Here is a 25620-nt window from a genome sequence, read left to right as displayed (position 1 = left end):
CGGATCCCGACGGTACCTGTTCGCGGGCGCGGATCGATGCCCCCGGCTTGCCCCTAGTCGCGAATGTTGCGCTGTTTCAAGCCAATTCGCGGATACCGGGTGCCAAGGCGCGGCCATCGACGGGAGCGGGCGTCGGGCCCGCCGACGTGGCCAAGGATCGGTGTTCCCGAAGGTTCCTCGGCGCCGGCGAGTACGCGCAGACCTTCACGTCCGACAACCGGGACACCTCGCGTGTCCCGGCGGAAACCCGTTCCACGTGCGCGTGCGCCGCGACGCGATCGTGGAGATCGGCGTGCGCGCCGCCGACGACGACTTCGGACCGACCAGGCTGCCGATGCGCACCGGCCGCCTCGCTCCCACCGACTGAGCGGGTGGGGGCGGGCGGCCGGGTGGTTCGGGCTTCGGTGCCTCGGGCTTGGGGGCTCGGGCTTGGGGGTTCGGGTCGGCGTCTCGGGGGCTCGGCCCGGTGGATCAACGCGCGGCCGGGACCGGGATCCGGCTCTCGACGGGGGAGGAGGGAGCGGGCGAGGTCGCCGGGGCGGGGCGCTCACGCAGCAGCAGGCCGGCGGTCAGCGCGACCAGGGCGGCGGTGAGACCGTGGATGCCGAGAGCCTTCGCCGCCGAACCGTCGTTGCTCAGCACGACGACCATGTCGCCGGCGGGCACGAAGGAGATGGCGAGCAGCGCCCAGCCCAGTGCCCGCCGGTGGCCGGTCAGCAGCAGCGCGAAGACGACGAGCCCGGAGCCCAGGTCACGCACACCCTTGACGGCCAGGAACGCGGTGCCCTCGTGCTCGGGCCAACTCGGCAGGCCGAACCCGGACGCGGTGGACTGCGGGACGATCAGGTAGGCGAGCCCGATGTAGAGGATGAACAGGCCACCGAGAGCGGCGAGGGTGGTGGTGAGGTTCCTGACGTTCATGAGATCTCCCGAATGAAGTGATGGTCCCGGTCGAGCGGTTCGTGAGCGAACCCGCACCCCGGGAGGCGGTCTTCGTTTGCCTGGAAGAACTCTCGCCGGGGACTCCTGGAAGGCACATGGAGGCGACTTGGAACGCGTCGAGCACCCGGGCGCCACCCGGGCGCCACCCGGGGGCCACCCGAGGACCACTCGGGGGGCACCCGGCACACGCACGACCGCGTGGCTTGACCGGGAAGTAGTTAGGGGCCATATTAGTTGTCGTGGAACGTGAATCGATGCCTGAGGAAACCCCCACGCTCGACCAGGCGGCGTACCAGATCCGACGCTACGGGCTCGATGTCGACCCGCAGGCCGTGCTGGTCGCCGTGCGTTTGATGGCGGCGGGGGCGCGGCTCGGCCAGGCGGTCGAGGTGCACTTCTCCAGGTTCGGCCTGTCCGCGGGGCGATATCGGCTGCTGGCGGCCCTGGAGGACGCCGACGGGGAGATGTCCCCTTCGGGCCTGGCGGACGTGCTCGGGGTGTCCCGGGCCACCGTGACGGGCCTGCTCGGCGGTCTGGAACGGGAAGGGTTGGTGCTTCGCCGACCCTCCGCCGAGGACGGGCGCTCCGCCGTGGCCGTGTTGACCGCCCGAGGGGCGCGGAAGATGCGTGACCTGGCCCCGGAGCACTTCGGTCGACTCCAGGAGATGGTCGGCGCGCTCGATCCCGAGGAGCGCACCGTCTTCCTGGAGTTGCTCGGTCGTCTCGTTCGTGGCATCCCGGCGCTGACGCGGGAGTAGCGGGGCCGCGAGGCATCCCTGTTCGACGCCGTCCCGGCGTGTCGCGTCCGTGCGACGCGCCGTCGGGACGGCTTTTGTTCGACCATATAGTTAGGGAGCTAATCAAATGCCTGAAACGGAGACCGAAAACTGTATGGGACAAGGCCGTTCGTCCGCCCCGGGCTCCGGCCCGCCGCCGTTCACGCTGTGGCGTGAGGTGCTCGTCGCCTACCTCGCCCCCGCACTGACCGCCGGCGCCGGCGGCGTGGCCACCGGGCAGCGCGACCTGACCATCGCGGCCTGCACGTCGATCGCGGGCACCTCGGCGATCGTGGCCGCGCTGGTCGGCGGCCGGCTTCGGCGCCGCGGCGCGAGGCGCTCCTGGCTGACCACGACGCCGCGCCTGGTCCCGACCGTCGTCCTGGCCGTCGCGGTCGCCACTCTCGCGGGCCTGGTCGGCTGGTTCGTCGCCGGCCACATACCGGAGCGGATCATCCCGCACCACGGCTCGTGGCCCGACCGCCTCCGTCTGGACCTCCCCATCTCGGCGGCCCTGGCCACCACCATCATCACGTGGCGCTGGCGCGGGGCGTCGAAACAGCGGCGACCGGGCCCGTAGCGCATCCGCAAACCCCGCCTGAACCCCCGCACCACCACCGACCGGGAAAGACAGAACACATGATCGTCGTCATGGGCGCCACCGGCGCCACCGGAAGCGCCCTCCTGCACCGCCTCGTCACCCTCGGCATACCGAGCCGGGCGCTCAGCCGCGACCCCGAACGGCTGTGGGCGGGCCTCGACCACGCGGCGCGCCGTCTCGTCGAGGCCCGAGCGGCCGACGCGGGCGACCCGCAATCGTTGCGCGATGCCTTCCAGGGTGCGAGTCGACTGTTCCTGGCCATGGCGAACAGCCCCGAGCAACCCGCGCTGGAGATCCGCGCCATCCACGCCGCCGCGGCCGTCGGCATCGAACACGTCGTCAAACTCTCCGCTCCGGCCGCGACCGCGGACTCCCCGGTCGCCGTCTCCCGATGGCACCACGCCATCGAGGAGACGCTGCGTGACTCCGGACTGTCGCACACCGTGCTGCGCCCGTACGCGTTCATGCAGAAACTGCTCACCCTCGCACCGGCGGTCGCCGCTCAGGGCGTCGTCCACGGGGCGATGGGGGACGCGGCCTGCAACTACGTCGACTGTCGCGACATCGCGGACGTGGCCGCCGAGGTGCTGACCCGCCCCGAACTCGCCGGGCGGACCTACACCCTCACCGGGAGTCGAACCTTCAGCCACCCGCAACTCGTCGAACTGCTCGGGCTCCTGCTGGGTCGGCCGATCCGCTACGTCGACCTGCCGCCCCGGGTCATGCGCGACCAATTGATCGAACGCGCCGGCCTGCCGGCCTGGCTCGCCGACCACGTGGTGGAGATCCAGCGACTGGCCGTGACCCGGCCGGAGGAACCCACCGACACGGTCGCGAGCCTGCTCGGCCGATCGCCCCGGACGCTGGAGGCCTTCCTCGGCGAGAACATCGAGCGCTTTCGCTGACCGACGCGTCGCCGGGCGCGATACCGCTGTCCGTGCCGAGACCGGGGTCAGACGCTGTCCGGCGGCGGGTTCTGCCCTCGGTCGGGGTCGCACAGGGCGGCGAAGTGCACGTTGCCGCTCAAGGACTGGAACGCGTACGTGAGTTGCTCGTAGTCCTCGCGTCGGTCTTCGAGCTGTTTGGTGACCTGCACGGTGCGTTGTCCGGTACCGGTGTCGGTGTCGGGGAAGAGCATCGCGGTGTGGACCGTGCCCGGTTCGCGGGGGTCGCCGGCGCGGGCGAAGACGATGAAGTCCCAGGTCTGGGCGCCGCCCGCGGCCGTGCCCGGGTCGCGCAGTCGCAGTGCGTAGGCGGGCCGTCGTCGCCACACCTGGAGCGGTGCCAGAACGGTGAGCGTGGGGCCGACCACGCGCCAGGTCGGCACCGGCCGGCCGATGTGGTGCATGTCCCCGAACAGGTCGCGGCGCAGTTCCGCGTAGCGGGGCGCGATGGCGGCCAGGCCCTCGACCGCGTCGGCGAGATCCATCCGGCTGTCGCAATAACTCAGGCTGTGTTCACGGGATTCAAGCTGCCGGCGAAGCCACGGCTCGAGTACGGAGTCCAGTGCGCCGAGGCCGTACGCGTCCTCGGCGCACTCGGCGGTGAACAGGGCCGCGTGGTACAGACCTCGATACTGCGCCGCCAGATCCATCTGCTCCCCTCGGCCCGTCGCGGGATGGCCGGTGCCGCGGCCGGGAACGTTGTCGCGTCCCGGTCGCGGAATCGGACATCAGGCTATGCCTCTTCGCGAGGGCCGCCGGGGGTGGCGGCGGTTGTCAGCGACCCAGTTGGGTGTAGGTCTTGAACGTGTACAGGCCGTCCAGCGTGACCGAGTTCGCGCCGGCGGGCGAGGGCAGGTTGTTGCGGTGGTCGAGGACGGCGCCGAGCGGGCCGCAGTCGGTCGCGGCGGGAATCGCGACGGTGTCGTCCCACAGGGTGCCCTTGAGGATGGGCGGGTCCTTGGAGATCCATTCGTTGGGGCCCTTGCGCATCATGGTCAGCCGGATCGGGTGCTCGGCGGTGCCGATCGAGCAATCCTCGGGCAGTAGCGGACCGCTCAGGGCGAGGGTCACGTCCAGACCGCCGGCCGAGGTGCCGTGCGAGAGGAAGTCGAACCAACCGCCGTACTTCGTCTCGACGTTCACCCCGAGCATCGGCGCGCGCTCGGGCAGTCCGGGGATGTCGAGCAGGCCGCCGGTCGCCGGGCTGGGCGTCGCGTGCATCGCGCCGAAGACCTGTCCGGTCGAGCCGTCCGGCAGCGGACCCTCCGCGTGCGTGATGGTCATCGGACGCAGCGGCACGGTGAGCCCGCCGAGCTGCATGCCGCCGGTGGCGACGTGTACTTCGCAGCGCCACTTGTCCGGGTCGGCGCCTGCGGGCAGGGCGGGGCAGTCGGTGAAGTCGAAGGTGGGCAGCGGCGCGGCGGCCGAGGCGGGCGCCGCCCGAGGTGCCGCCCGCCCGTCGGCGAGGGAGGGTGCGGCGGACAGTCCCACGGCACCGAGTGCGAGCCCGGCACAGGCGGCGGTCCAGGCCCATCCACGATTCCTCTTGCGATCCACAACGATCGTCCCCTTGATCGGTACGCACGACTGAGTCCCCTCGAAGGTAGGGAAGTCGACCCGCACGCAGAATCCGGCTACCCCCAGCGCGGACACTGGTGCCGGCCCCATCCCGCGCCCGTCGCCTGTGCGATGGGCGTCAGGTGATCGGGGCGCCGGGTCGGAGCGGGTCGCCGGCGGGAACGGTGGGAACGGTGGGACGGGGGAGCTGTTTGTAGTAGAAGGTGCAGTCCCGGAGCGTGCCGACCGGGGTGGCCGCGTACTCGGGGACCACGCCGTAGCGGGTCCAGCCGGCCCGGCGATAGAGGTGGTCGGCGGTGCTCTCGGCCTCGGTGTCCAGGAGCAGGAGGGTGGCTCCGGCATGCGCGGCGGCCTGTTCGGCGGTGGCCAGCAGGGCCCGACCGAGGCCGTGGCCGCGCGCGTCGCGGTGCACCATGAGCTTGACCACCTCGGCACGGTGTCGGCCGTTGGGCTTGCGTTCCAGGGCCAGGCCGATCGTACCGACGACGCCGGACGCGCCGTGCGCCATCCAGACGTGCAGGCTGCCGTCGGCGACGGCGGGTGCCCGGTCCAGCCACCACGTCGCCGCCGCGCGGTTGTCGAAGGGGGCGACGAAGCCGAGGGAGGAGCCGTCGGCCACGACGTCCGCGAGGAGGTCGGCCAGCTCCGCCACGCTGTTTCCGAAGTCGTCGGCGGTCAGGCGGGTGATGGTGTGCACCGTGGGTCTCCGTTACGGCAGGACGATTTCCGACAGGACGAGTTCCGGCAGGACGAGCCGGCAGGACGAGCCGGCGGGACGAGCCGGCGGGACGGGTCGGCGAGGCGAGTTCCGGCGGCACGCGTCACGGCAGGACGATCAGGAGGGCATAGCGCACCGGATCGGATCCCGGGCAGCGGAAGCGCGAGCGGCCCCACAGCCGAAAGCGCAGGCAGTCCCCGGTGCGCACCTCGTGCGTACGACCGCCCGTGGTCACCTCCAGGACGCCGTCGAGGACCCAGATGTGCTGCTCCAGTCCCGGTACGGGCGGCTCGTCGTAGGCGATGTCCGCGCCGGGTCGCAGGACGCCCTCGACGACCTCGCCGCGCAGTCCCGGGTGCGGCGGCGACACCGACCGCCGGGTGAACCCCGAGGCCCGGTCCTCCCACACCTCCTGGCGCCCGGCCCGGACCAGTTGTGGCGGCTCGGACTCCACCTCGGCCAGCACCTGCGACATGGTTCGTTCGTACGCCGCGCACAACCGGCCGAGCAGCGCCGCGGTGGGGCTGATCTCGGCCCGCTCCAACCGGGACAGCGTGGACCGGCTCACCTCCGTACGCCGTGCCAGCTCGTCCAACGACCACCCCTGCTCGCCGCGCAACTCCGCCAATCGCTCGGCCAACCGGGCCTCGACCTGCTCGGGTGTGCGTGCCGGCGACGTGGCGTCCCCACCATCGCTCCTTCTCATATTCGAGACGATATCCCGAATATGAGAATCAGCGCGAGCCCCGACCGCTCCGGTGCTGGGCCCGCGCTGCTTCCGCGGGGTCTTCGCGCCGGCTATCGAGCGGTGCCCTCGGCGTTCAGGATGAGGCCGGCCAGGGCCTTGGCGGCCAGGGCCGGGCGGGCGTGCGGGCGGGTGAGGGCGTGGGCCAGGACGCCGTCGATGAGGACCAGGAGCTGGTCGGCGCCGAAGGGCGGGTCGGGGTGCTCGATGCGGGTCAGTTCGGCGGCGAAGATCGCGTGCAGATCGTCCTTGTACGCGCGAACCACCGGGTGCGCGGGGTGCGCCGGGTCGGTGAGGGTGAATTCGGCCGCGGTGTGTCGGCAGCCGTGGAAGGTCGATTCGCCGGTGATCCGGTCCAACTCGTCGAACAACGCCAGGACTCGGGCGCGCGGATCGTCGCCGGCCGCCTCCAGCACGCCGCGGTAGCGCTCCTGGGTCCGCGTCGTGCGCAGCACCTCGGCGATCAACTCGTCCTTGCCGCCGAAGTGTTGGTACAGCGAGCGGCGGGCCACGTCCGCCTTCTTGAGGATCGCGTCGACGCCGACGTGTACGCCGTGCTCGTAGGTGAGGTCGCGGGCGGCGTCGAGCAGGCGTTCGCGCGGGCCGGGTCGGGGCGTGGTCACGATCGCATCCTCACATGGCGTTGACAGGTAGATCAATCAGTCTATCTAATGTCCTGTGTAGACCGACTGTTCTATCTACTTGTTGTCGTCCCTTCCACCCGAACCCGGGAGCTTCCATGCCCCGCAGGGGAACCCTGCCCATCGTGCTGACCGGCGTCTTCGTCACGATCCTCGACTTCTTCATCGTCAACGTGGCCATCCCCACGACCCAGCGCGACCTGCACGCGGGCACCGCCGCGATCGAGTGGGTCGTGGCCGGATACGGCCTCGCGTACGGTTCCGGCCTGGTCCTCGGCGGCCGGCTCGGCGACATTCACGGGCGCCGTCGCATGTTCGAGATCGGTCTGGCCCTGTTCACCCTCGCCTCGATCGCGTGCGGCCTGGCTCCGGACGTCGGCACGCTGATCGGCGCCCGCATCGCCCAGGGCCTGTCGGCCGCGCTGCTCGGCCCGCAGGTGCTGGCGATCCTGCGCACCACCTACAGCGGACCCGCGCAGGCCAGGGCGGTGAACGCGTACGCGCTGACCATGGGCCTGGCCGCGGTGTTCGGCCAACTGATCGGCGGCGCGCTGATCCAGGCCGATCTGTTCGGCCTCGGCTGGCGGGTCTGCTTCCTGATCAACGCCCCGATCGGCGTCGTGGTGCTCGCGCTCGGCCGCCGGATGGTCCCGGAGAGCCGGGTCGAGGGCGCCACCCGACTCGACCTCGGCGGTGCCGCCATGGTCACCACCGCGCTGGTGGCGTTGCTGCTGCCGCTGATCGAGGGCCGCGAGCAGGGTTGGCCGCTGTGGACCTGGCTGTCCTTCGCGCTCGCCGCCGCACTCCTGGCCGGATACTCCCGCCGGCGGCACGAATCGCCGCTGATCGACGTCGCGCTCTTCCGCGAACGGGCCTTCACCGTAGGGCTGTTCACCCAGCTCGCGTACACGATGGGGATGGGCGCCTACTTCCTGATCTTCGCCGTCTACGCCCAACAGGGCCGTGGCCTGGACTCGTTGGAGGCCGGACTGATCTTCGTCCCGATGGGCCTGGGCTACCTGGCGGCGTCCGGGATCGCGCCGGCCCTGGTCGCCCGGTGGGGGCGGCAGGTGATCGCCGCCGGCGGTCTTACCCGGGCGGTCGGCCTGACCCTGCTCCTGGTCGCGGTGACCCGGGACGCCGCGATCGGTTGGCTGATCCCGATTCTGGTGGTCGACGGCGTCGGGATGGGACTGGTCCTCGCGCCGATCATGGGTACCGTGCTGGCCAGGGTCGAGCCCAGGCACGCCGGGTCCGCGGCCGGGGCGCTCACCACGACCCAACAGGTCGGCGGCGCGCTGGGAATCGGCATTGTCGGAGTCGTGTTCTACGGCGACTCCGGCGCCACCGTGGCCCAGGCGTTCGAACACGGGCTGATCTACCTGATCGTGGTCGCCCTCGCGGTGGTGGTGCTGGTCCGGTTCCTGCCGCCCACACCCGCCCGGGCCGGACACGCGCCGGCGCCGGCCGGCCCGGACTCCTCGACGCGGTCCGGCACTTCGCCGGCCGGCAAGCGATAGGCGCGGACCGTCCACGACGACGCCGACCACGAGGTCGACGCGTGTCGTGCCGGCGTCGCCGATCGGGGCCGCTGCCTCAGCGGCCCCGATGACGGCCCCGGGCGGCGGGCACCGGCACCGGGGTAGCCCCGCCCTTGCCGGCCCCACCCTTCCCGGGCCTGCCGTGATCGGCCGCCGCCAGGATCGCCGCCAGCGCGGTGGTCACCGGGACCGAGGCGACCAGGCCGATGCTGCCGACCAGGGTGCGGGCGATCTCCTCCGCGACGATCTCGCTGGTGGCCACGTCCAGGACGTCCCGACGGGCGATCGAGAACAGCAGCATCAGCGGCAACGCCGCGCCCGCGTAGGCCAATACCAGGGTGTTGACGGTGGACGCGATGTGATCGCGGCCGATCCGGATACCCGCCCGATACAGCCGACGGGCCGTCATGGTCGGGTCGGCCTGCTTGAGTTCCCATACCGCCGACGTCTGAGTGACCGTCACATCGTCCAGCACACCCAACGATCCGATGATGAACCCGGCCAACAACAGACCGTGCAACTCGATGTCGGGATACAGCGCGTGCACCAGGCCGGTCTCGTCGGAGGTGTTGCCGGTCAGATGCGCCCAGCCGATGAACAGCGAGCCCAGTACCCCGATCAGGGACAGCGATACGAGAGTGCCGACCACCGCGACCGAGGTCCGCGCGGATATCCCGTGGCACAGGTACAGGGCCACGAACATGATCGCGCTGCCGCCGACGACCGCGACCAGGAGCGGATCGGACCCGTGCAGGATCGCGGGCAGGATGAAGAACGACAGGACCGCGAAGCTGATCGCCAAAGCGATCAGCGCGGTCAGCCCGCGCAGACGCCCGACCACGATTACCGCGACCGCGAACAGGCCGGCGAGCAGCAACATCGGCGGACCGCGCCGGACGTCGATCACCGAGTACCTCAGGTCCTCGGGCGCGTTGGGGGCGTACGCGAGCACCACCCCCTGCCCGACCGAGAACCGGCGCAACTCGGTCGGGCGGACCAGTTCGGTGACCGAGCGACCCTTGTCGGCGCCCGAGGTGACCTCGATCGTGGCCCGATGGCAATCGGCGCGCGCGTTGCCCGAGCCGGGCGCGGTGGAGGCGCCGAGGGAGGGCGGAGGCCAGGGCACACCACCCGGCTCGGCGGCGGGGTCGCCGGGCGGCGCGGCGTGCCCGTCGGACGATCCGGGCGGGTCGGACGCGGCATCGGGGGCGGACGGGCCCGCCGCGCCGGCGAAGGCCTCGGCGTCGGCCCGGGCGCAGGGCAGTTCCTCGACCTTGGTGACCCGTCCGTCGCGGGTCTCCTGGTCGAAGCCCACCCCGGTACGCGGATGCGCCGGTGTGCCGCCCGGCCACAGCACCACCAGGCCCACCACCACGGCCGCCGCGAACGGGATCAGGACGGCGGCCACCAGGCGGCGCAGCCGAGCCGAGGCGGGCGAGGGTGGTCCGTGCGCGTGACTGTGCCCGTGCGCGTGGCCGTGGCCGGCCGCGCGTTGTCCGTGGCCCGGCGCGTCGTCGGATGCGTCGGGGGCATCGTCCGTACCGCCGCGATGCGTTCGTGTGCCGCCCATGCCGCATTCCCTCCCGGTCCGGTCGACGCGTCATCGTGCCGGAGTCCCGGCCGGAAGCGTATCGGGCCGGCCGCCCGGTTCCGGCGCCGCGCACGGTCGCGGCCTCGGCGCGAGCATCCGGGTGATCGGCGCAAGCCACTTGCGGTGAATCGGCTCCAGGCCGCAAGATTCTTGCCTGCCGACCAGGTTCCGCACCTGGAGTTTTGCGTGGGCAGCGCCGAGGAGTGGAGCGCCGAGCATGGCCGAGATCGACAGCATCGACCACAACATCCTGCGCATGCTGCGCGAGGACGGACGGCGGACCTTCTCCGAGATGGCGGGCCAGATCGGCCTGTCCGTCGCGGCGGTCAAGCGCCGTGTGGACCGGATGCGCGAGGAGGGGGTGATCACCGGCTTCACGGTCCAGATCGACCACGCCAAGCTCGGCTGGGGGGTGGAGGCGTTCACCGAGCTGCGCTACCCCGGCAGCATGCCGGTCAGCGAGATCGTCCGCACCGCGACGGACACGCCCGAGGTGCAGGCCGTGTACACGATCGCCGGCGACCCGGACGCCCTCATCCACGTCCGCGTCCGCGACATCACCCACCTCCAGCAGGTCATCGACCACCTGCGCCGCAACGGCAACGTCACGGGCACCAAGACGCTCATGGTGCTCGGCTCCTGGACCAAGGAGGGCTGACGAGAACGGCGGCCGGGCCGGCCGGGCACACCCCTCGCCCGCGTCCCGCGTCGTGCCGGCCCTGTCCAAGCGCCAACGCAAGGCCCGCGCGGCCGGCTAGGCCGGCGATCGGCCGCCTCCGCGAGCCGGTCGGTCCCGCAATCGGCCGGTTCGTACCCGCCGCTAGTGCCGCGCCCGGCAACGTTGCCCCGTTGCGGTGTCCGGTGCGGTGAGGGGCCGTGCCGGGCGCCGCGACGGGGCAAACGTTGCCGGGCGCGGCACTAGGACGCGGTGACGACACCCGTGTTCGTACCGGGTTCGGTGGTGCGCGGCGCGAACGGGAACGACTCGCGGAGGACCCAGTTGCCGTCGTCGTCGCCGACCACCAGGTCGAGCCGGTCGACCCGGGCGGTCAACGGCAGTCGCCCGGTCACCTCCTCCGCCAGCGCCCGCAGTTCGTCGGGGCCCTGACCCAGGGCGACGGTCAGGTGCGGACCGACGTCGTCGGGATCGTCCAGGTACGCGCCGCCATAGGGGAGATAGTCCGGCCAGCGGTCGGACACCGCCTCGATCAGGCGCAACACCGGCTCGGCCGGATCGGGCGCGAGCCACAACCCCCGGTGGAACTGGCCGACCCGGGCGAAGACCAGGTCCAGCGGGGGGCGCGCGGCGGCGATGTCGGCGAGCGCGGCCAGGTCGGCGGGCCCGATGTCGGAGGGCGCCAGCCAGGGATAGAGCACCGTGACGTGCGCCGGGATGCCCTCGGCGCTGCGTGGGTCGTAGCGCTCGCGCCAGGGCTCGACGACCTGCTCGACGTCGGGGACCAGCAACACCAGGGCACTCGCCGCGTTCCGTTCGGCCATTCCCGCAGTGTACGGTCCGCGTCCGGGCATACCGGCGGATCGTCGGATCACCGGCCGGGGTGTTTCGCCGGCCGGGAGTCGCCTCCGGCAGGGGTGGGTTCGAGGCGCGCGTTCCGGGGGCACTCGTCCCGGCATGGCTGTGTTGAGAACCTTCGCGCGTCCCATGCTGGCCTCGATCTACGTGCTGCAGGGGTACGACGCCGTGCTGCGTCCGGACCGCGTGGTGCCGGTCGCCGAACCGGTGGTGCGGCGGATCGCCGGGCTGGTGCCGATCGTGCCGGCCGACATCCGTACGGCGGTACGCCTGAACGGCGGCGTGCAACTGGTCGCCGGCACGCTGCTCGCCCTCGGCCGGGTACCGCGCCTGTCCGCGCTCGTGCTCGCGGCCACCCTGGTGCCCACCACGCTCGCCGGACATCGCTTCTGGGATGCCGAGGACAAGCAGGAACGGGCGGGTCAACGCGTCCACTTCCTCAAGAACGTGTCGATGCTCGGGGGCCTGCTGATCGCCTCCGCCGACACCGGCGGCAAGCCCTCACTCGCGTGGCGCAGCCGGCACCGGGCGCACGCCCTCCGGCACGACGTCGGCCTCGCCCGCCGAACCGCCAAGGCCGGCGCGGCGTCCACGGCTGTGGCCCACCGCCTGGGCGATCTGGTTCCCGGGCACTAGGCCCTGGGGCCCCGCGGTCGCCCCCCCGGGCAGGCCGACGGGCGAGGTGGCGTGCCCTGGTCGGCACGTTGGTCCACCTCGCCCGTTTTCGGCACGAGGGCGGCTCGCCGGCGCCGCGCTTCCCCCCGGTTCGGCGCAGTGCTCGCGAACCGACCCGATCAGCCCAGTGCGCGAGCGTCCGAGGCGATCAGCTCGGCCCGGGGCGCCGGGATGGTGCGGCCGGCCTGGTTGTCGGCCCAGCGGGCGAGTGCCTCGTACTGGTCGTGGGCCAGCATCGTGGTCAGCGTCGCGATCGCGTTGCGGTCGGCGGCGGAGGTCAGGATCAGGTGGGCGAGCCCGGTCCGCGAGGCGGTGACGGTGAAGGTCGACTCCGCGACCGTGGTGCCGCCCGGGCCCTTGGCCTCGGCCCGCAGCGTGTGCGCGCCGAGCGGCAGCGTGCCCGAGTCGATCGGCGTACCGGCGGCCAACTCCCGCCCGTCCAGCGTGAGTCGGACCGTTTCGGCGCCGGTGGTGCGGAGCGAGGGGACCGGGTTGCTCGCGCGCTCGACCTTGGCGCCGGCGGCCGGCGCGAGCACCTCGACGGTGGGTGCGGCGGGCGGCTCGGGAGTGCCGGTCTGGCGCCAGGCGGCGTTCCACCCGGCCAGTTCGGCGGGACGGTTGGTGATGATCGCGTCCGCGCCGCCCGCCTCCAGGGTCTTCCACCCGGTCGCGTCGTCGACCGTCCAGACCATCACCGCGACGCCGGCGCGGTGCAGGTCGGCGACCACGCCGGGGCGCTTGGCCAGGCCGGCGGCCGAGGGGTTGTAGGCCTTGAGGTCGAGCTGCTTGGCAAGCGCGACCGGATCGGCGTCGAGGTTGCTGCGCAGCAGACCGAGCGGCAGATCGGGGGCCAACTCGTGGGTGAAGGTGAGCGCGTCGACCTCGAAGCTCTGGACGAAGACCCGGCCGCTCATCCCGGTGTCGCGGACGTCCTTGACGATCCGGGAGACCTCGTCCTTGCTGTGCTTGCCCTTGATCTCCAGGAGCAGGTTGCCGCCGCGCGTGCGCAGGTCCTCCAATTGCCCGCGCAGGGTCGGCACCCGGGCCCCGGTGTGCAGCGGGGAGAACCACGAGCCGGCGTCCAGGGCCGCGAGTTGAGCGGCCGTCAGGTCGCGGATCCGGCCCTTGCCGTCGGTGGTCCGGTCGACCGTGTCGTCGTGCAGGATGTGCGGGATGCCGTCCTTGCTGGGCTGGACGTCGTTCTCGATCCAGTCGGCGCCGGCCCGGCGGGCGGTCTCGTCGGAGATCAGCGTGTTCTCCGGCGCGGCGGAGGAGGCGCCGCGGTGCGCGATCACGGTGAGCGGGGCGCCGGGCGCGCGCAGGTAGGCGTTCGCCTCCGGGGCCAGTCGGGTGACCTTGACGTCGTCGAAGGAGACCCGCGAACCGTTGACGAGCAGCGCCTGTGCGCCGTCGGCGGAACGCTGGACCCGGGTGCTGCGCAGCGCCTCACGGCCGTCCACGACCAGGCGTGCCCGGCTGCCGTGCACCTCGACCGCGACCCGCACGTCCCGGCCGGTCCCGGCGGCGCTCGGCGCGGAACCGGTGTCGGTCACGTTCCACGCGTCGCCGGTGGTGCGCTGGGCGAACTCCAGGCCGTTGGCGGCGGTGGTACCGGTGCGCATGGTCGCGATGGACCACGGGGTCGTGCCGGCGGCGGGCACGTCCAGGCCGAACGCGGTCCAGCGCGCGGCGTCGACGGCGCTCTCGAAGCGGACGACCGCCTCGAAGCGGAAGTCGTCCAGATGGCGGCCGAAGGTGATCCGGCTCTGTTGGCCGGAGTTCGTCGAGGTGCCGACCAGGCGGCCGTTCTCGACCTTCCAATCGCCCTCGACCGCCCGCCACCCGGTGGGTAGCGCGGAGCCGGTGAAGTCCTCGGACACGACCACGTCGCCGGCGGGCGGCGCCGCGGCGGGGGTGTCGGGGGCGGCGACCGAGACGCCGGTCAGGGTGGCGGTGGCGCCGATCCCGAGGGCGGCGACCACGGCGCCGAGGCGGAGTCGGGAGCGATGCCGCCGAGGCAGCCGGAACGGGGACGAAGTTGTCTGCGAAGGCATGTTCGAAACGCTAGGGAGCGTGGGCGAACCCCCGATCACGCGACGCTGAAGCTCTGCCCAACGGTCGGGTACGGGCGGTGGTCGGCCGGTGGTTGTGCGAAGGTCGCCCGGGTGGCCGGCCACCGCCACGAGGGGCGACCGTGCCTCGGGAGCAGGCCCGAGCCAAGCGGGATGCAAGCCCGGGGCGGTACTTCTTGACGTACGGGCCGGCGTGGCCCGCCGGCACGCGAGATCGACCGCACGCGAGATCGACCGGCATGTGACACCCCTCGGGGCGTCGACCCACCGGGCCCGAGTCCGGGGCGGCACACCAGCCGTACCGAGGTCACCGTCCCGACACGGCCGGCCCCACTCCCGAGCACCCGACCGGGGCGCGACCAGACCGGACGTGGCGCGACCAGAGCAGACCAGAGCAGACCAGACCAGACGCCACCGGCCCGGGCAGGACCCGGCCGGCCACACGCGGCCCGGCCGGACCAGATCCGATGCGGTCCGATCCAAACCGAAGCAGTCCGAAGCGGTCCGAAGCAGTCCGACGCAATCCGATTCCAGTCCCGCTCGACCCCGTGCCCACCGCCCGCGACGGCGGCTTTCGGCCAACCCGAAGTAGTGGGGGACAGATGCTAGGCACAGTCAACTCTTTCCTCCACGATCTCCCCGGGAGTACATCGTCTGCGCCGCCGACCACGAATCGGCATCAGGACACCTCAGGAGAGTCGATGAGTCCAACCGCCTACCCAGCACTGGATCCGACCGCATCCCTGGCCGCTCTGGTCGATGCCAGGATCGAGCACTCGCCCACGCTCGTCGCCTTGATCGCCGGGGAACACCGGCTCTCCTATCGCGAGTTGGGTGCCATGGCCGATCGGGTCGGGGCGCGCCTGGCCGAGGCGGGGGTGGCCGCGGGCGACCTGGTCGGCGTCTGCCTGCCGCGCACCCCGGATCTGGTCGCGACGTTGGTCGCGGTCCTGCGCGCGGGTGCCGCGTACGTCCCGTTGGACCCCGAGTACCCGCGGGAGCGACTGGAGTGGGTGATCGGCGACGCGCAGGCTCCCGTCGTGGTCACCGACCGCGCACACGAACACCTGCTCGCCGACGCGTCGGCCGACCGGGTGTACGTCGACGCCGATCCCCCGGCCGCTTCGGTACGTCCCGCCCGCGCGCACACCCGGCCGGACGAACTCGCCTACGTGCTCTACACGTCCGGGTCCACCGGGCGGCCCAAGGGGGTTCGGGTGACCCACCGGGGGGTCACCGCGATGCTGCGCTGGGCGGCCGACACCTATCGACCCGACCAGACCCACAGGGTGCTGTTCTCCACCTCGGTGTGCTTCGACATCTCGGTGTACGAGCTGTTCTTCCCGCTCGTGGTGGGCGCGGGCGTCGTCCTGGTGGACAACGTGCTCGCGCTCGCGGACGCGCCCGCGCGGGACGAGGTCACCCTGATCAATACCGTGCCCAGCGCGATGGCCGCGCTGTTACGCGGGCCCGGACTGCCGCCCGGGGTGCGCACGATCAACCTGGTCGGCGAGGCGCTCTCGCGTCGGGTCGCGGACCAGGTATACGCGTGTCCGCAGGTCGAGCAGCTCTACAACCTGTACGGGCCGACCGAGGACACCGTGTACTCGACCTGGGCCGTGGTGGACCGCACCGACCGGGCCGAACCGCTGATCGGCGTACCGCTGCCCGGCACCACCGCGCACGTGCACGACGAGAGCGGCGAACCGGTCGCCCTCGGCGAGCTCGGCGAGCTGTACCTGGCGGGCGACGGTCTCGCGGAGGGATATCACGGCCGTCCCGACCTGACCGCCGAGCGGTTCGTCACCGTGGCGGGGGAGCGTCGGTATCGCACCGGCGACCTGGTCCGCCGTCGACCCGACGGCGCGCTGGAGTATCACGGGCGGGTGGACCAGCAGGTCAAACTGCGCGGCTTCCGCATCGAACTCGGGGAGATCGAGGCGGTGTTGACCGGGCACCCCGGTGTCCAGGCGACTGCCGTGGTGTTGCGCGAGGACGCGCTGGGACCGTATCTGGCGGCGTTCGTGCAGGGCGCCGCACGCGGTCCCGACCCCACCCCGGCCGAGCTGCGCGCGCACTGTCTGACCCGACTCCCGGCCTACATGCTGCCGGACGCGGTCGCGCTGCTGACCCCGCTGCCGCTCACCCTCAACGGCAAGATCGACCGCAACGCGCTGCCCGCCGCGACCCGGACCCGCTTCCGGGACGTCGAGTTCGTCGCGCCCCGGACGCCGACCGAGACCACGATCACCGACCTGTTCCGCGACGTGCTCGGCGCCGATCGCATCGGCGTGCACGACCCGTTCCTGGAGTCCGGCGGCAACTCGCTGCTCGCCGTCGGGCTGTTGGCCCGGGTGCAGCGGGCCTGCGGGGCGCGCATCCCGCTCGACGTGTTCTTCGCCGACCCCACACCGGCCGCCCTCGCCGAGCACGTGCGGCAGGCCGACGCGTCCACCGGGTCGGCCCGGCCGACGGTGTCGCCACCGTGCCGCGAACCGCACGCGCCCGCGCTCGCCGGCACCGTGCAGGGCGAGTTCGCGATGCACGAGATGGTCCGGCCGGGCAGCGCGCTCTACCACGTGCCGCTGCGGATCCGGGCGTGCGGCGCGCTGGACGTGGCCGCGTTGGGCCGGGCACTGGGCGAGGTGGTGCGCCGGCACGAGGTGTTGCGCACCGCGCTGGTGCACCGGGGCGGCGAACCGGTGGTGGAGATCCGGCCGCCCTACCCGGTCGAGCCGGCCCTGCTGGATCTGCCGGGCGCGGACGAGGAGCGCCTGGACGCGGTCCTGCGGGCCGAGGCGCTGCGACCGCTGGACCGGGCCGAAGGCCGACTGTTGCGCGCGCTGGTCGTGCGGGTCGCCCCGGACCGGCACGAACTGCTGCTCACCGTGCACCACATCGCGATGGACGGCTGGTCGATCGGCCTGTTGCTGCGCGATCTCGCGCACACCTACCAGGGGTTGCCGCTCCCCGAGCCGGCCCTGCAGTACTCCGACGTGGCCCGCTGGGAACGACGCCACGCGGACGCCGAGCACGACGAGGCGCGGCGCTGGGCAGGCCGACTCCGGGGCCTGGGCACCGAACAGCACATCCCCGGCGACCGCACCCGGCCCGACCCGTTCGATCCGAGCGGGGCCCGGTTGGCGCGCCGGCTGGATCCCGAACTCCTGCGTGCCGCCGAGGAATGGGCGGCGGGCGAGGGCGCCAGTCTGTACATGACCCTGCTCGCCGCGCTCGGCACGCTGGTGCACCGCTACACCGGCCGCACCGATCAGGCGGTGCTCAGTCCGTTCGCGGTCCGCCCGCTGCCCGAACTCGAGGATGTCATCGGCCCGTTGCTGAACACCGTTCCGCTGCGCTTCCGCGTCGAGGGCGCCGACACGTTCCGGGAACTGGTGCGCCGACTGCGCCCGGTGGTGCTCGACGCGCTCGACCACAGCGCGCTGCCGTACCTGCAACAGCTCCGCTTCGCGGGCGTCTCGGGCGCGGAGACCTCGACCCCCGTCTCGCAGATCCTGCTCGCGGTCCAGAACCACCCCGGCGCTTCGGTGGAACTGCCGGGTTTGACGCTGGAGTTCGTGAACGAGGTGTGCAACGGCGGGGCCAAGACCGATGTGTCGATGTTCGTCGAGTTCCCGGCGGCCGGACCGCTGTTGTCCGTGGAGTACCGCACCGGACGCTACGACGCCGCGTCGATCGAGACCATCGTGGACCACCTGCTGGCCGTGCTGGCCGAGGCACTGGCCGCGCCGGACCGGCCGATCGGCGAAACGATCATGCTCGACCCGGCCGAACGACACCGGCTGATCGAGGCCGTCAACCCGGCCCCGATCGCCCGGCCCGACCTGCGGCTGCCCGACCTGGTCGCGGCGCGGATCGCCCGCACCCCGCACGAGATCGCCGTCGTGGCGGACACCGGCAGCCTCACCTACGCCGAACTGGACGCCACCGCGAACCGGTTGGCGCACGTCCTGCGCCGGCGCGGCGCCGATCGCGGCACCCTGGTCGCGATCGCCATGCCACGCACCCACCTGTTGCCCGCCGTCCTGCTGGGCGTGCTCCGCACCGGCGCGGCCTACCTGCCGATCGACACCGACCAGCCGATCGCCCGCAACCGGGCCCTGCTCGACGACGCCAAGGTCACCCTGATCGTCGGCCACAGCGCGCCCGCCGCCGACATCCCGCTGTTGGCCGACCCCGGCTACGACGTGATCGCGGTGGACGGCAGCGAGGTCGGCGCGGCCGACGAGAGCCCGCTCGACGGGCGAGCCGAGGCGGAGGACCCGGCGTACCTGATCCACACCTCCGGTTCCACCGGCCGACCCAAGGCGGTCGCCGTACCGCACCGGGCGATCGTCAACTTCCTGCTCTCGATGGCCGACGAACCCGGACTGACCGCCGCCGACACGATGGCCGCGGTCACCACGCTCACCTTCGACATCGCCGCGCTGGAGTTGTGGCTGCCGCTGGTGGTCGGCGCCCGGGTGGTGATCGCCGACCGGGCCACCGCCGCCGACGGCGCACGGCTCGCCGACTGGCTCGAGCACCACCGGGTGACGGTCTGCCAGGCGACGCCGGCCACGTGGCGGATGTTGCTGGACGCGAAAGGGACCTGGCCGGCCGCACTGGTCGCGCTCTGCGGCGGCGAGGCACTCACCGGGGACCTGGCCGGCGCGCTGCTGGATCGCTGCGCGCGGGTGTGGAACATGTACGGCCCCACCGAGACCACCGTGTGGTCCACCGTCCTGCGCGTCGACCGCTCGCACGCCGCGCTGCCCGTGGTCCCGCTCGGCACACCGATCGCCAACACCCGCGTCTATGTCCTGGACCGGGCCGGGCGTCCCGCGCCCGTCAACGCTCCCGGCGAACTGTGCGTCGCGGGCGCCGGGGTCGCGCTGGGCTACCTCGGCCGGGCCGAACAGACCGCCGAACGTTTCGTCCAGGACCCGATGGGCCCATCCGGAACACTGATGTACCGCACCGGCGACCTCGCCCGCCGCCGACGCGACGGCACCCTCGAGTACCACGGGCGCGCCGACCATCAGGTCAAACTGCGCGGATTCCGGATCGAGTTGGGCGAGATCGAGGCGGAACTGACCGCGCTCGCGGGCGTCACGGCCGCGGTCGCGACCCTGTGGGACGGACCGGCCGGACCGACCCTGGTCGGGTACCTCGTCCCGGAGGGCCCGTTCGACCCGACGGGCTTGATCGCCGCGCTCGGCGAGCGCCTGCCCCGACACATGGTGCCCGGTGTGCTCGTCCCGCTCGACGCGCTGCCGCTGACCCCCGCCGGCAAGGTCGACCGGGCCGCCCTGCCCGAACCCCGGCCCGGCGGCAGCGGCGCGCCCCCCGAGGGCGACTGCGAGGAGATCCTGGCCGAGATCTGGTACGAACTGCTCGGCCCGGACCGGATCGGCCGCGACGACACCTTCCTCGCGCTGGGCGGCAACTCGCTGCTCGGGCTGCGCCTGATGGCCCTGGTGAGCGAGCGCTTCGAGATCGACTTCCCGCTGCGCGTCGTCTTCGAGGCGCCGACCCTGGCCGCGATGGCCCGCCGGATCGAGGACATCCTGCTGAGCGAACTCGACGAATCCGCGACCGACTTCGGCCACCCCAGCGGGCCGAACGTCGCGAACGGGGAACCCGACTCGACCGACTCGACCGACCGGGACGCGCGATGACCGACTCCGAGGAGATCCTGACCACGCGCCCCGAACCCGACCCCGACCGCGCCCGCCGCGACCTGCTCCGCAGCCGGCTCGCCCGGGCCCGAGTCGCCGCACCCCGCGCCGACCTGGTGCCCAGGCCCGCCGACGTGCCCGCGCCGCTCTCCGCCGCGCAACGCCGCATGTGGTTCCTCGCCCAGTACGAACCCGACGGCGCCGCCTACAACATGCCGCTCGTGCTGCGCCTGACCGGTCGGCCGGACCGGGACGCGCTGGTGACCGCGCTGACCGACGTGGTCGCCCGGCACGAGGTGCTGCGCACGGTGTATCCCAGCGTGGACGGACACGTCCTGCCCACCGTGCACGACATCGACCAGTTCCGGGTGTCCGTGCTCGAGGTGGCCGAGGCGGAGGTGACCGCCCGGCTCGCCGCCGAGGCCCGCCGCCCCTTCGATCTGTCCCATGAACTCCCGTTCCGGGTGGTTATGTTACGTACGGGCGACCGGCATGTGCTGAGCCTGGTGCTGCACCACATCGCCGCCGACGCCTGGTCGGTGGGCGTACTGTTCGACGACCTGGCCGCCGCGTACACCGCGCGTTGTGCCGGTCATCCACCCGAACTCGTCCCGCTGCCGGTCCAATACGCGGACGTCGCGTACCGGCAGCAGACCACCCTGGCCGCCGAACTCGACCGGCAGCAGACCTGGTGGCGGGCCCGGTTGCAGGGCGCGCCGGGCACGGTGAGCGTGCCGGTGGACCGGCCGCGTCCGGCCGTCGCGGACACCCGGGGCGAGCGGATCGAGGTCGGCTTCGGCAGGGACCGCTCGCGACGCGTCCGGGCGCTGGCCGAACGCATGGGCGGTACCACGTACATGGTGTTGCTCAGCGCGCTGCAGATCGTGCTGGCCCGGTACAACGGCGTCACCGACGTGACGGTGGGCAGCCCGGTCGCGGGGCGCACGCACCGCAGCACGGACGCCCTAATAGGCTGTTTCGTGAACACTTTGGCTATGCGCACCGACCTGTCCGGCGAGCCGACGGTACGGGAGTTGCTCGGCCGGGTCCGGGAGGACACCCTCGCCGCCTTCGCGCGCCAGGAACTCCCGTTCGACCGGCTGATCGACGCGCTCGACCTGGATCGCGAACTCGCCTACACACCGCTGTTCCAGGTCCTGTTGAACGTGCACAACCAGGCGCCGGCCCGGCCCACGCTGCCCGGCGTCGAGGTCGAGTGGTGCGACACGCACACCGGCGCGGCGAAGTTCGACCTGTCGCTCGCCGTGCTCGACACCGGGCCCGCCGACGAACTCGTCGCCGACCTGGTGTGGCGCAGCGTGCTCTACGACGAGGCGAGCATCCGGCGGGTGTTCGGGCACCTGATCACCGTGCTGGACGCGATGATCGCCGACCCGGACCGACCGGTGGCCGAACTGCCGTTGCTCACCGCGGGCGAGGAGCGGCAACTCGCGGGCTGGAACGACACCGCCCGGGACTGGGACACCGGCGGCACCCTGCACGGCCTGATCGAGGAGCGGGCCCGCAGCACGCCGCACGCGCCCGCCGTGCGTGGCGTGGACGGCGAGCTGAGCTACGCCGAACTCGACCACCGGGCGAACGTGTTGGCGCATCGGCTGCGCGGCCTCGGGGTGGGGCCGGATCGCATCGTCGGGCTGTTCGCGGAGCGCTCGACCGCGCTGATCGTCGGCATGCTCGGCATTCTCAAGGCCGGTGGCGCGTACCTGCCGCTGGACCCGCTGTATCCGGACGAGCGGGTTCGCGCGCTGCTCACGGCCGCCGACGCGGTCGCGGTGGTCACGACGGAGGAACTGCGCCCCCGGGTGGCCGGGGCGCTGCCCGCCGTGGTGCCCGAGGAGACGCCTGCGGACGCGGACCCGGGACCTCCGGTCGTGGACGTGCGGCCGGACCACCTGTGCTATGTGCTGTTCACGTCCGGATCCACCGGCGCGCCCAAGGCGGTCGCCGTCGAGCACCGCAACTATCGCAACTACCTGCACGGTCTGCGGGAACGGGTGGGCCCCGGACGGACGGCCGACGGGCGGCCGTGGAACTGGGCGCTGGTCTCCACGTTCGCCGCCGACCTGGGCACCACCAACGTGTTCGGCGCGCTCACCGGCGGTGGCTGCCTGCACCTGCTCACCCGGGATCAGGCCACCGATCCGGACGCGTTCGCCCGGTACCTGAGCACACATCGCATCGACGCGATGAAACTGGTGCCCAGCCACCTGGAGGGCCTGGCCGCGCTCGGCGACCGACTCGCCGACGTGCTTCCGCGCGCGTTGCTGATCTGCGCGGGCGAGCCGTTGCGCGCGGACGCGGTGGACCGCCTGCGGGCGGCTCGGCCGGAGTTGACGCTGCACAACCACTACGGGCCGACCGAGACCACCGTGTCGATGCTCGGCACGCCGGTCACGGCGGTGCCGGCCGGTGCGGCGAGCGCGCCGCTGGGGCTGCCGTTCGGCAACGTCGGCGCGTACGTGTCGGACCCGCACGGGCGCGAGCTGCCGGTCGGCGTGCCGGGGGAACTGTACGTGACGGGAGCCGGGTTGGCGCGCGGCTACCTCGCGCGCGCGGACCTGACCGCCGAGCGCTTCGTCGAGTGGGCCGGGCGGCGCGCGTATCGCACCGGGGACCTGGTCCGACGCCGTGCGGACGGAGCGATCGAGTTCCTGGGCCGAGCCGATCAGCAGGTCAAGATCCGTGGTTTCCGAGTCGAGATCGGCGAGGTCGAGGCCGAACTCGGCGCGCAGCCGGGGGTGCGCGAGGCGATCGTGCTGGCCCGGGGCGAGGGCGCCGGACGCAAGCTGGTGGGATACGTGGTCGCGGACGCCACGGCGACGGTGGACGGGGGCACGATTCGGGCGGCCCTGCGAACCCGGTTGCCGGACTACATGGTGCCCTCGGCGGTGCTCGTCCTGGCCGCGCTGCCGTTGACCGGCGCCGGCAAGGTGGACCGGGCGGCACTGCCCGCGCCCGAACTCGCGCCGGCGGAGGTGGGCCGCGTCGAGCCGTCCACGCCCACCGAGGTGGCGGTGGCCGCGACCTTCGCCGACGTCCTGGCCACGACCGGGGTCGGCGCGGCGGACGACTTCTTCGCGCTCGGCGGAGACAGCTTCTCCGCCGTGCGCGCGGTCCGCACGATCGGCCGGGGCCTGTCCATCATCGACCTGTTCCAACGCCCCACCGTGCGCGAACTCGCCGCCCTGCTCGACGAGCGCGCCGGTGCGGGCGGCCCGGCCGAGCGTCCGCGCCCGCTGCTGCACCGGCTCACCAAGGACGCCGGACCGACCACGTTGACCCTGGTCTGCGTGCCGTACGGCGGCGGCAGCCCGATCACCTTCCAACCACTCGCGGACGCGCTGCCCGCGGGACATCGGCTGTACGCGGTGGAGTTGCCCGGCCACGACCCCAGTCGGCCGGACGAGGCACCCGAGGATCTGGAGCAACTCGCGGACCGGCTCGCGGTACGGATCAGCGAGCGGATCAGTGGGCCGATCCTGCTCTACGGCCACTGTCTGGGCGGTGCGCTGGCCACCGCGCTGGCCGGGCGCCTGGAGGCGGCGGGCGCCGAACTGCGCGGCGTCGCGCTGGGCGGGACCTTCCCGGCGGCTCGGCTTCCGGGCCGGTTCGCCGAGTGGGTGGCCAGGCGGCTGCCCGGCGACCGGTTGCTCTCGGACCGGGCCTACCTCGACTACCTGCGCGCGATGGGGGGTTTCACCGATATCTACGACGAGGCCGAACAACGCTTCCTGATCCGGGCGTTGCGGCACGACGTGCGCCAGGCGGAGGACTTCTACACGCGTGCCTACGGCGACGCGCGCCCGATGCCGGTGGTCGCGCCGATCCTGTGTGTGGTGGGCGACAAGGACCGCGCGACGTTGTTGTACGAGGAACGCTTCGCGGAGTGGGAGCACTTCGGCCCCAGGGTCGAACTGGCGGTGATCCCGCGCGCGGGGCACTACTTCCTCAAACACCAGGCCGTCGAACTGGCCGAGGTGTTGAGCCGCTGGTCGGCCGGTCCCGGTCCCGGGGCCGCCGACCCGCCTCCCGGCCCGCGGGCCGCCTCGGCCCGGCCGAATCTGGCCACCTTCGCCAAGGTGGCGGGCGGCCAGTTCGTGTCGATGATCGGCACCGCGCTGTCCACGTTCGCGCTGGGGGTGTGGGTCTATCTGCGGACCGGTTCGGCCTTCGACTTCGCGATGATCTCGGTCGCCGCGGTGCTGCCCGCGGTGTTGTTGTTGCCGATCGCGGGCGCGGTCGCGGACCGGGTGGACCGGCGGCGGATCATGATCGTCACGGACACGGTGGCCGCCGCCGCGATGTTGTCGTTGGGCGTGCTGTTGTGGACCGACCATCTGCAGCTCTGGCACGTGTACGTGGTCGCTTGCGTCGGCTCGGTGTGCAACGCCTTCCAACGGCCCGCCTACATCGCGGCGATCGCCCAGTTGGTGCCCAAGCGCTATCTGGGTCAGGCCAACGGCCTGGCCCAACTGGGCACCGGTTCGGGGGACATGCTGGCCGCGCTGGCCGGCGGTGTGCTGGTCGCGGCGGTCGGCCTGCACGGCGTGGTGCTGTTCGACATGGCCACGTTCCTGATCGGGGTGAGCGTACTGCTGCGGGTGCGCTTCCCGGACACGCTGTTCGAGAAGCGCGAGGAGCCGCTGCTGCGCGAAGTGGTCACCGGGTGGCGCTACATCGTGCGCCGGCGCGGACTGGTGGCGATGGTGGTCTTCTTCGTGGTGTTCAACTACCTCTTCGCGGTGGCCACCGTGCTGGTCACCCCGATGGTGTTGGCCGACGGCTCGGCGGTGACGCTGGGCGTGGTCACCGCGGTCGGCGGGGTCGGCGCGGTGCTGGGCGCGCTGGTGATGGCGCTGTGGGGCGGGACCGCCCGGCGGGCGACCGGCATGATCGGCTTCACCTCGGTGGTGGGAGTGGCCGCGGTGTTCGCGGGCAGTCGGCCCGAGCCGGTGTTCGTCGCGATCGGGCTGTTCGTGTTGTGGGCGGCGCTGATGATCCTGAACTCGCACTGGATGGCTCTGATCCAGACCAAGGTCGGGATGGAGTTGCAGGGGCGGGTGCTGGCCACCAATCAGATGTTGGCGATGTCGATGATGCCGCTCGGCTTCCTGACCGCCGGACCGCTGGCGGACCGGGTGTTCGAGCCGCTGCTGCGCTCGGATGGCGCGCTCGCCGATTCGGTGGGCGTGGTGCTGGGCACCGGACCCGGGCGCGGTACCGGCCTGTTGCTGGTCCTGGTCGGCCTCGCACTGGGCGTCTGGGGCCTGGTGGGGTTGTTGTACCGGCCGCTGAGTCGCATGGAGGACGTGCTGCCGGACGCGATCCCGGATGTGGAGATCGGCGACAAGGACACCATCCAGGCCGAGGCGGACCGGCGGCTGGCCCGCGTGGGCGAGGCGGGGCCGCCGGTGTCCTGACGGCACGCGTGCGGTGTGGGGAGACACCCGGGTCGCGGTGTCCCCACACCGCGCGCCGCCGGGCTCGCGAACGCGAGGGGTCCGCCTCACACCGTGCGGCAGGGCGCCCGGGACGGTCGGCGGCAGCAGGATCTCGTCGA

The 25620-nt window shown here is 72.5% G+C and carries 17 protein-coding genes; 8 read left to right on the top strand and 9 right to left on the bottom strand.

Going from position 1 to position 25620, the window contains the following annotated elements; all coding sequences use genetic code 11:
• Positions 1-471: 471 nt before the first annotated feature.
• Positions 472-921, bottom strand: coding sequence for a DUF4267 domain-containing protein (locus OG948_RS45300; RefSeq protein WP_331770848.1), 450 nt, complete (start codon positions 919-921; stop codon positions 472-474).
• Between the two features lie 275 nt (positions 922-1196).
• On the opposite strand from OG948_RS45300, the gene OG948_RS45295 reads away from it, so the two are divergent.
• The 3 genes from OG948_RS45295 (at position 1197) to OG948_RS45285 (ending at position 3224) form a co-directional block, all read left to right on the top strand.
• Positions 1197-1700: a MarR family transcriptional regulator gene (locus tag OG948_RS45295; RefSeq protein WP_331770847.1), complete on the top strand. Its 504-nt coding sequence runs from the start codon at positions 1197-1199 to the stop codon at positions 1698-1700.
• Positions 1701-1833: 133 nt separating this feature from the next.
• Positions 1834-2298 (top strand): hypothetical protein, encoded by a 465-nt coding sequence (locus tag OG948_RS45290; protein ID WP_331770846.1) that lies wholly within the window; start codon positions 1834-1836, stop codon positions 2296-2298.
• Positions 2299-2357: 59 nt separating this feature from the next.
• Positions 2358-3224, top strand: a complete 867-nt coding sequence (locus OG948_RS45285) for an NmrA family NAD(P)-binding protein (RefSeq protein WP_331770845.1) — start codon at positions 2358-2360, stop codon at positions 3222-3224.
• Between the two features lie 47 nt (positions 3225-3271).
• Here OG948_RS45285 and OG948_RS45280 read toward each other — a convergent pair whose 3' ends face one another.
• From OG948_RS45280 to OG948_RS45260, 5 genes are all read right to left on the bottom strand, one after another.
• On the bottom strand, positions 3272-3913 hold the full coding sequence (locus OG948_RS45280; protein WP_331770844.1) for a hypothetical protein: 642 nt from the start codon (positions 3911-3913) through the stop codon (positions 3272-3274).
• 124 nt (positions 3914-4037) lie between these two features.
• A complete protein-coding gene (locus OG948_RS45275; RefSeq protein ID WP_406300626.1) occupies positions 4038-4754 on the bottom strand; it encodes a hypothetical protein in 717 nt (238 codons plus the stop codon).
• Positions 4755-4959: 205 nt separating this feature from the next.
• A complete protein-coding gene (locus tag OG948_RS45270) occupies positions 4960-5538 on the bottom strand; it encodes a GNAT family N-acetyltransferase (protein WP_331770842.1) in 579 nt (192 codons plus the stop codon).
• 124 nt (positions 5539-5662) lie between these two features.
• Entirely contained in the window at positions 5663-6265 is a 603-nt protein-coding gene (locus OG948_RS45265) for an XRE family transcriptional regulator (protein WP_331770841.1), read from the bottom strand.
• Positions 6266-6357: 92 nt separating this feature from the next.
• Positions 6358-6927: a TetR/AcrR family transcriptional regulator gene (locus tag OG948_RS45260; protein ID WP_331770840.1), complete on the bottom strand. Its 570-nt coding sequence runs from the start codon at positions 6925-6927 to the stop codon at positions 6358-6360.
• Between the two features lie 116 nt (positions 6928-7043).
• Between OG948_RS45260 and OG948_RS45255 the strand changes: the two genes are divergently transcribed.
• Positions 7044-8465, top strand: coding sequence for an MFS transporter (locus OG948_RS45255; RefSeq protein WP_331770839.1), 1422 nt, complete (start codon positions 7044-7046; stop codon positions 8463-8465).
• A 76-nt stretch (positions 8466-8541) separates the two neighbouring features.
• Here OG948_RS45255 and OG948_RS45250 read toward each other — a convergent pair whose 3' ends face one another.
• Entirely contained in the window at positions 8542-10056 is a 1515-nt protein-coding gene (locus tag OG948_RS45250; RefSeq protein WP_331770838.1) for a YibE/F family protein, read from the bottom strand.
• 238 nt (positions 10057-10294) lie between these two features.
• On the opposite strand from OG948_RS45250, the gene OG948_RS45245 reads away from it, so the two are divergent.
• Positions 10295-10735 carry an Lrp/AsnC family transcriptional regulator gene (locus OG948_RS45245; RefSeq protein WP_331770837.1) on the top strand — a complete coding sequence of 147 codons (441 nt, stop codon included), beginning with the start codon at positions 10295-10297 and terminating at the stop codon, positions 10733-10735.
• 260 nt (positions 10736-10995) lie between these two features.
• Here the strand turns inward: OG948_RS45245 and OG948_RS45240 are convergent, their stop codons facing one another.
• Positions 10996-11577 (bottom strand): 2'-5' RNA ligase family protein, encoded by a 582-nt coding sequence (locus OG948_RS45240; RefSeq protein WP_406300625.1) that lies wholly within the window; start codon positions 11575-11577, stop codon positions 10996-10998.
• A 133-nt stretch (positions 11578-11710) separates the two neighbouring features.
• Between OG948_RS45240 and OG948_RS45235 the strand changes: the two genes are divergently transcribed.
• Positions 11711-12247, top strand: a complete 537-nt coding sequence (locus tag OG948_RS45235; protein WP_331770835.1) for a DoxX family protein — start codon at positions 11711-11713, stop codon at positions 12245-12247.
• 158 nt (positions 12248-12405) lie between these two features.
• Here OG948_RS45235 and OG948_RS45230 read toward each other — a convergent pair whose 3' ends face one another.
• On the bottom strand, positions 12406-14340 hold the full coding sequence (locus OG948_RS45230) for a glycerophosphodiester phosphodiesterase family protein (RefSeq protein ID WP_331770834.1): 1935 nt from the start codon (positions 14338-14340) through the stop codon (positions 12406-12408).
• Positions 14341-15059: 719 nt separating this feature from the next.
• On the opposite strand from OG948_RS45230, the gene OG948_RS45225 reads away from it, so the two are divergent.
• Positions 15060-20039, top strand: a complete 4980-nt coding sequence (locus OG948_RS45225; RefSeq protein WP_331770833.1) for an amino acid adenylation domain-containing protein — start codon at positions 15060-15062, stop codon at positions 20037-20039.
• Entirely contained in the window at positions 20036-25480 is a 5445-nt protein-coding gene (locus tag OG948_RS45220) for an amino acid adenylation domain-containing protein (protein ID WP_331770832.1), read from the top strand. The genes OG948_RS45225 and OG948_RS45220 overlap by 4 nt, the downstream gene beginning before the upstream one ends.
• Positions 25481-25620 lie beyond the last annotated feature (140 nt).

Source organism: Embleya sp. NBC_00888 (assembly GCF_045207655.1).
GTDB lineage: Bacteria > Actinomycetota > Actinomycetes > Streptomycetales > Streptomycetaceae > Embleya.
Note: the sequence above shows the minus strand (reverse complement) of the source record. Positions and strands in the feature narration are given on the sequence as shown.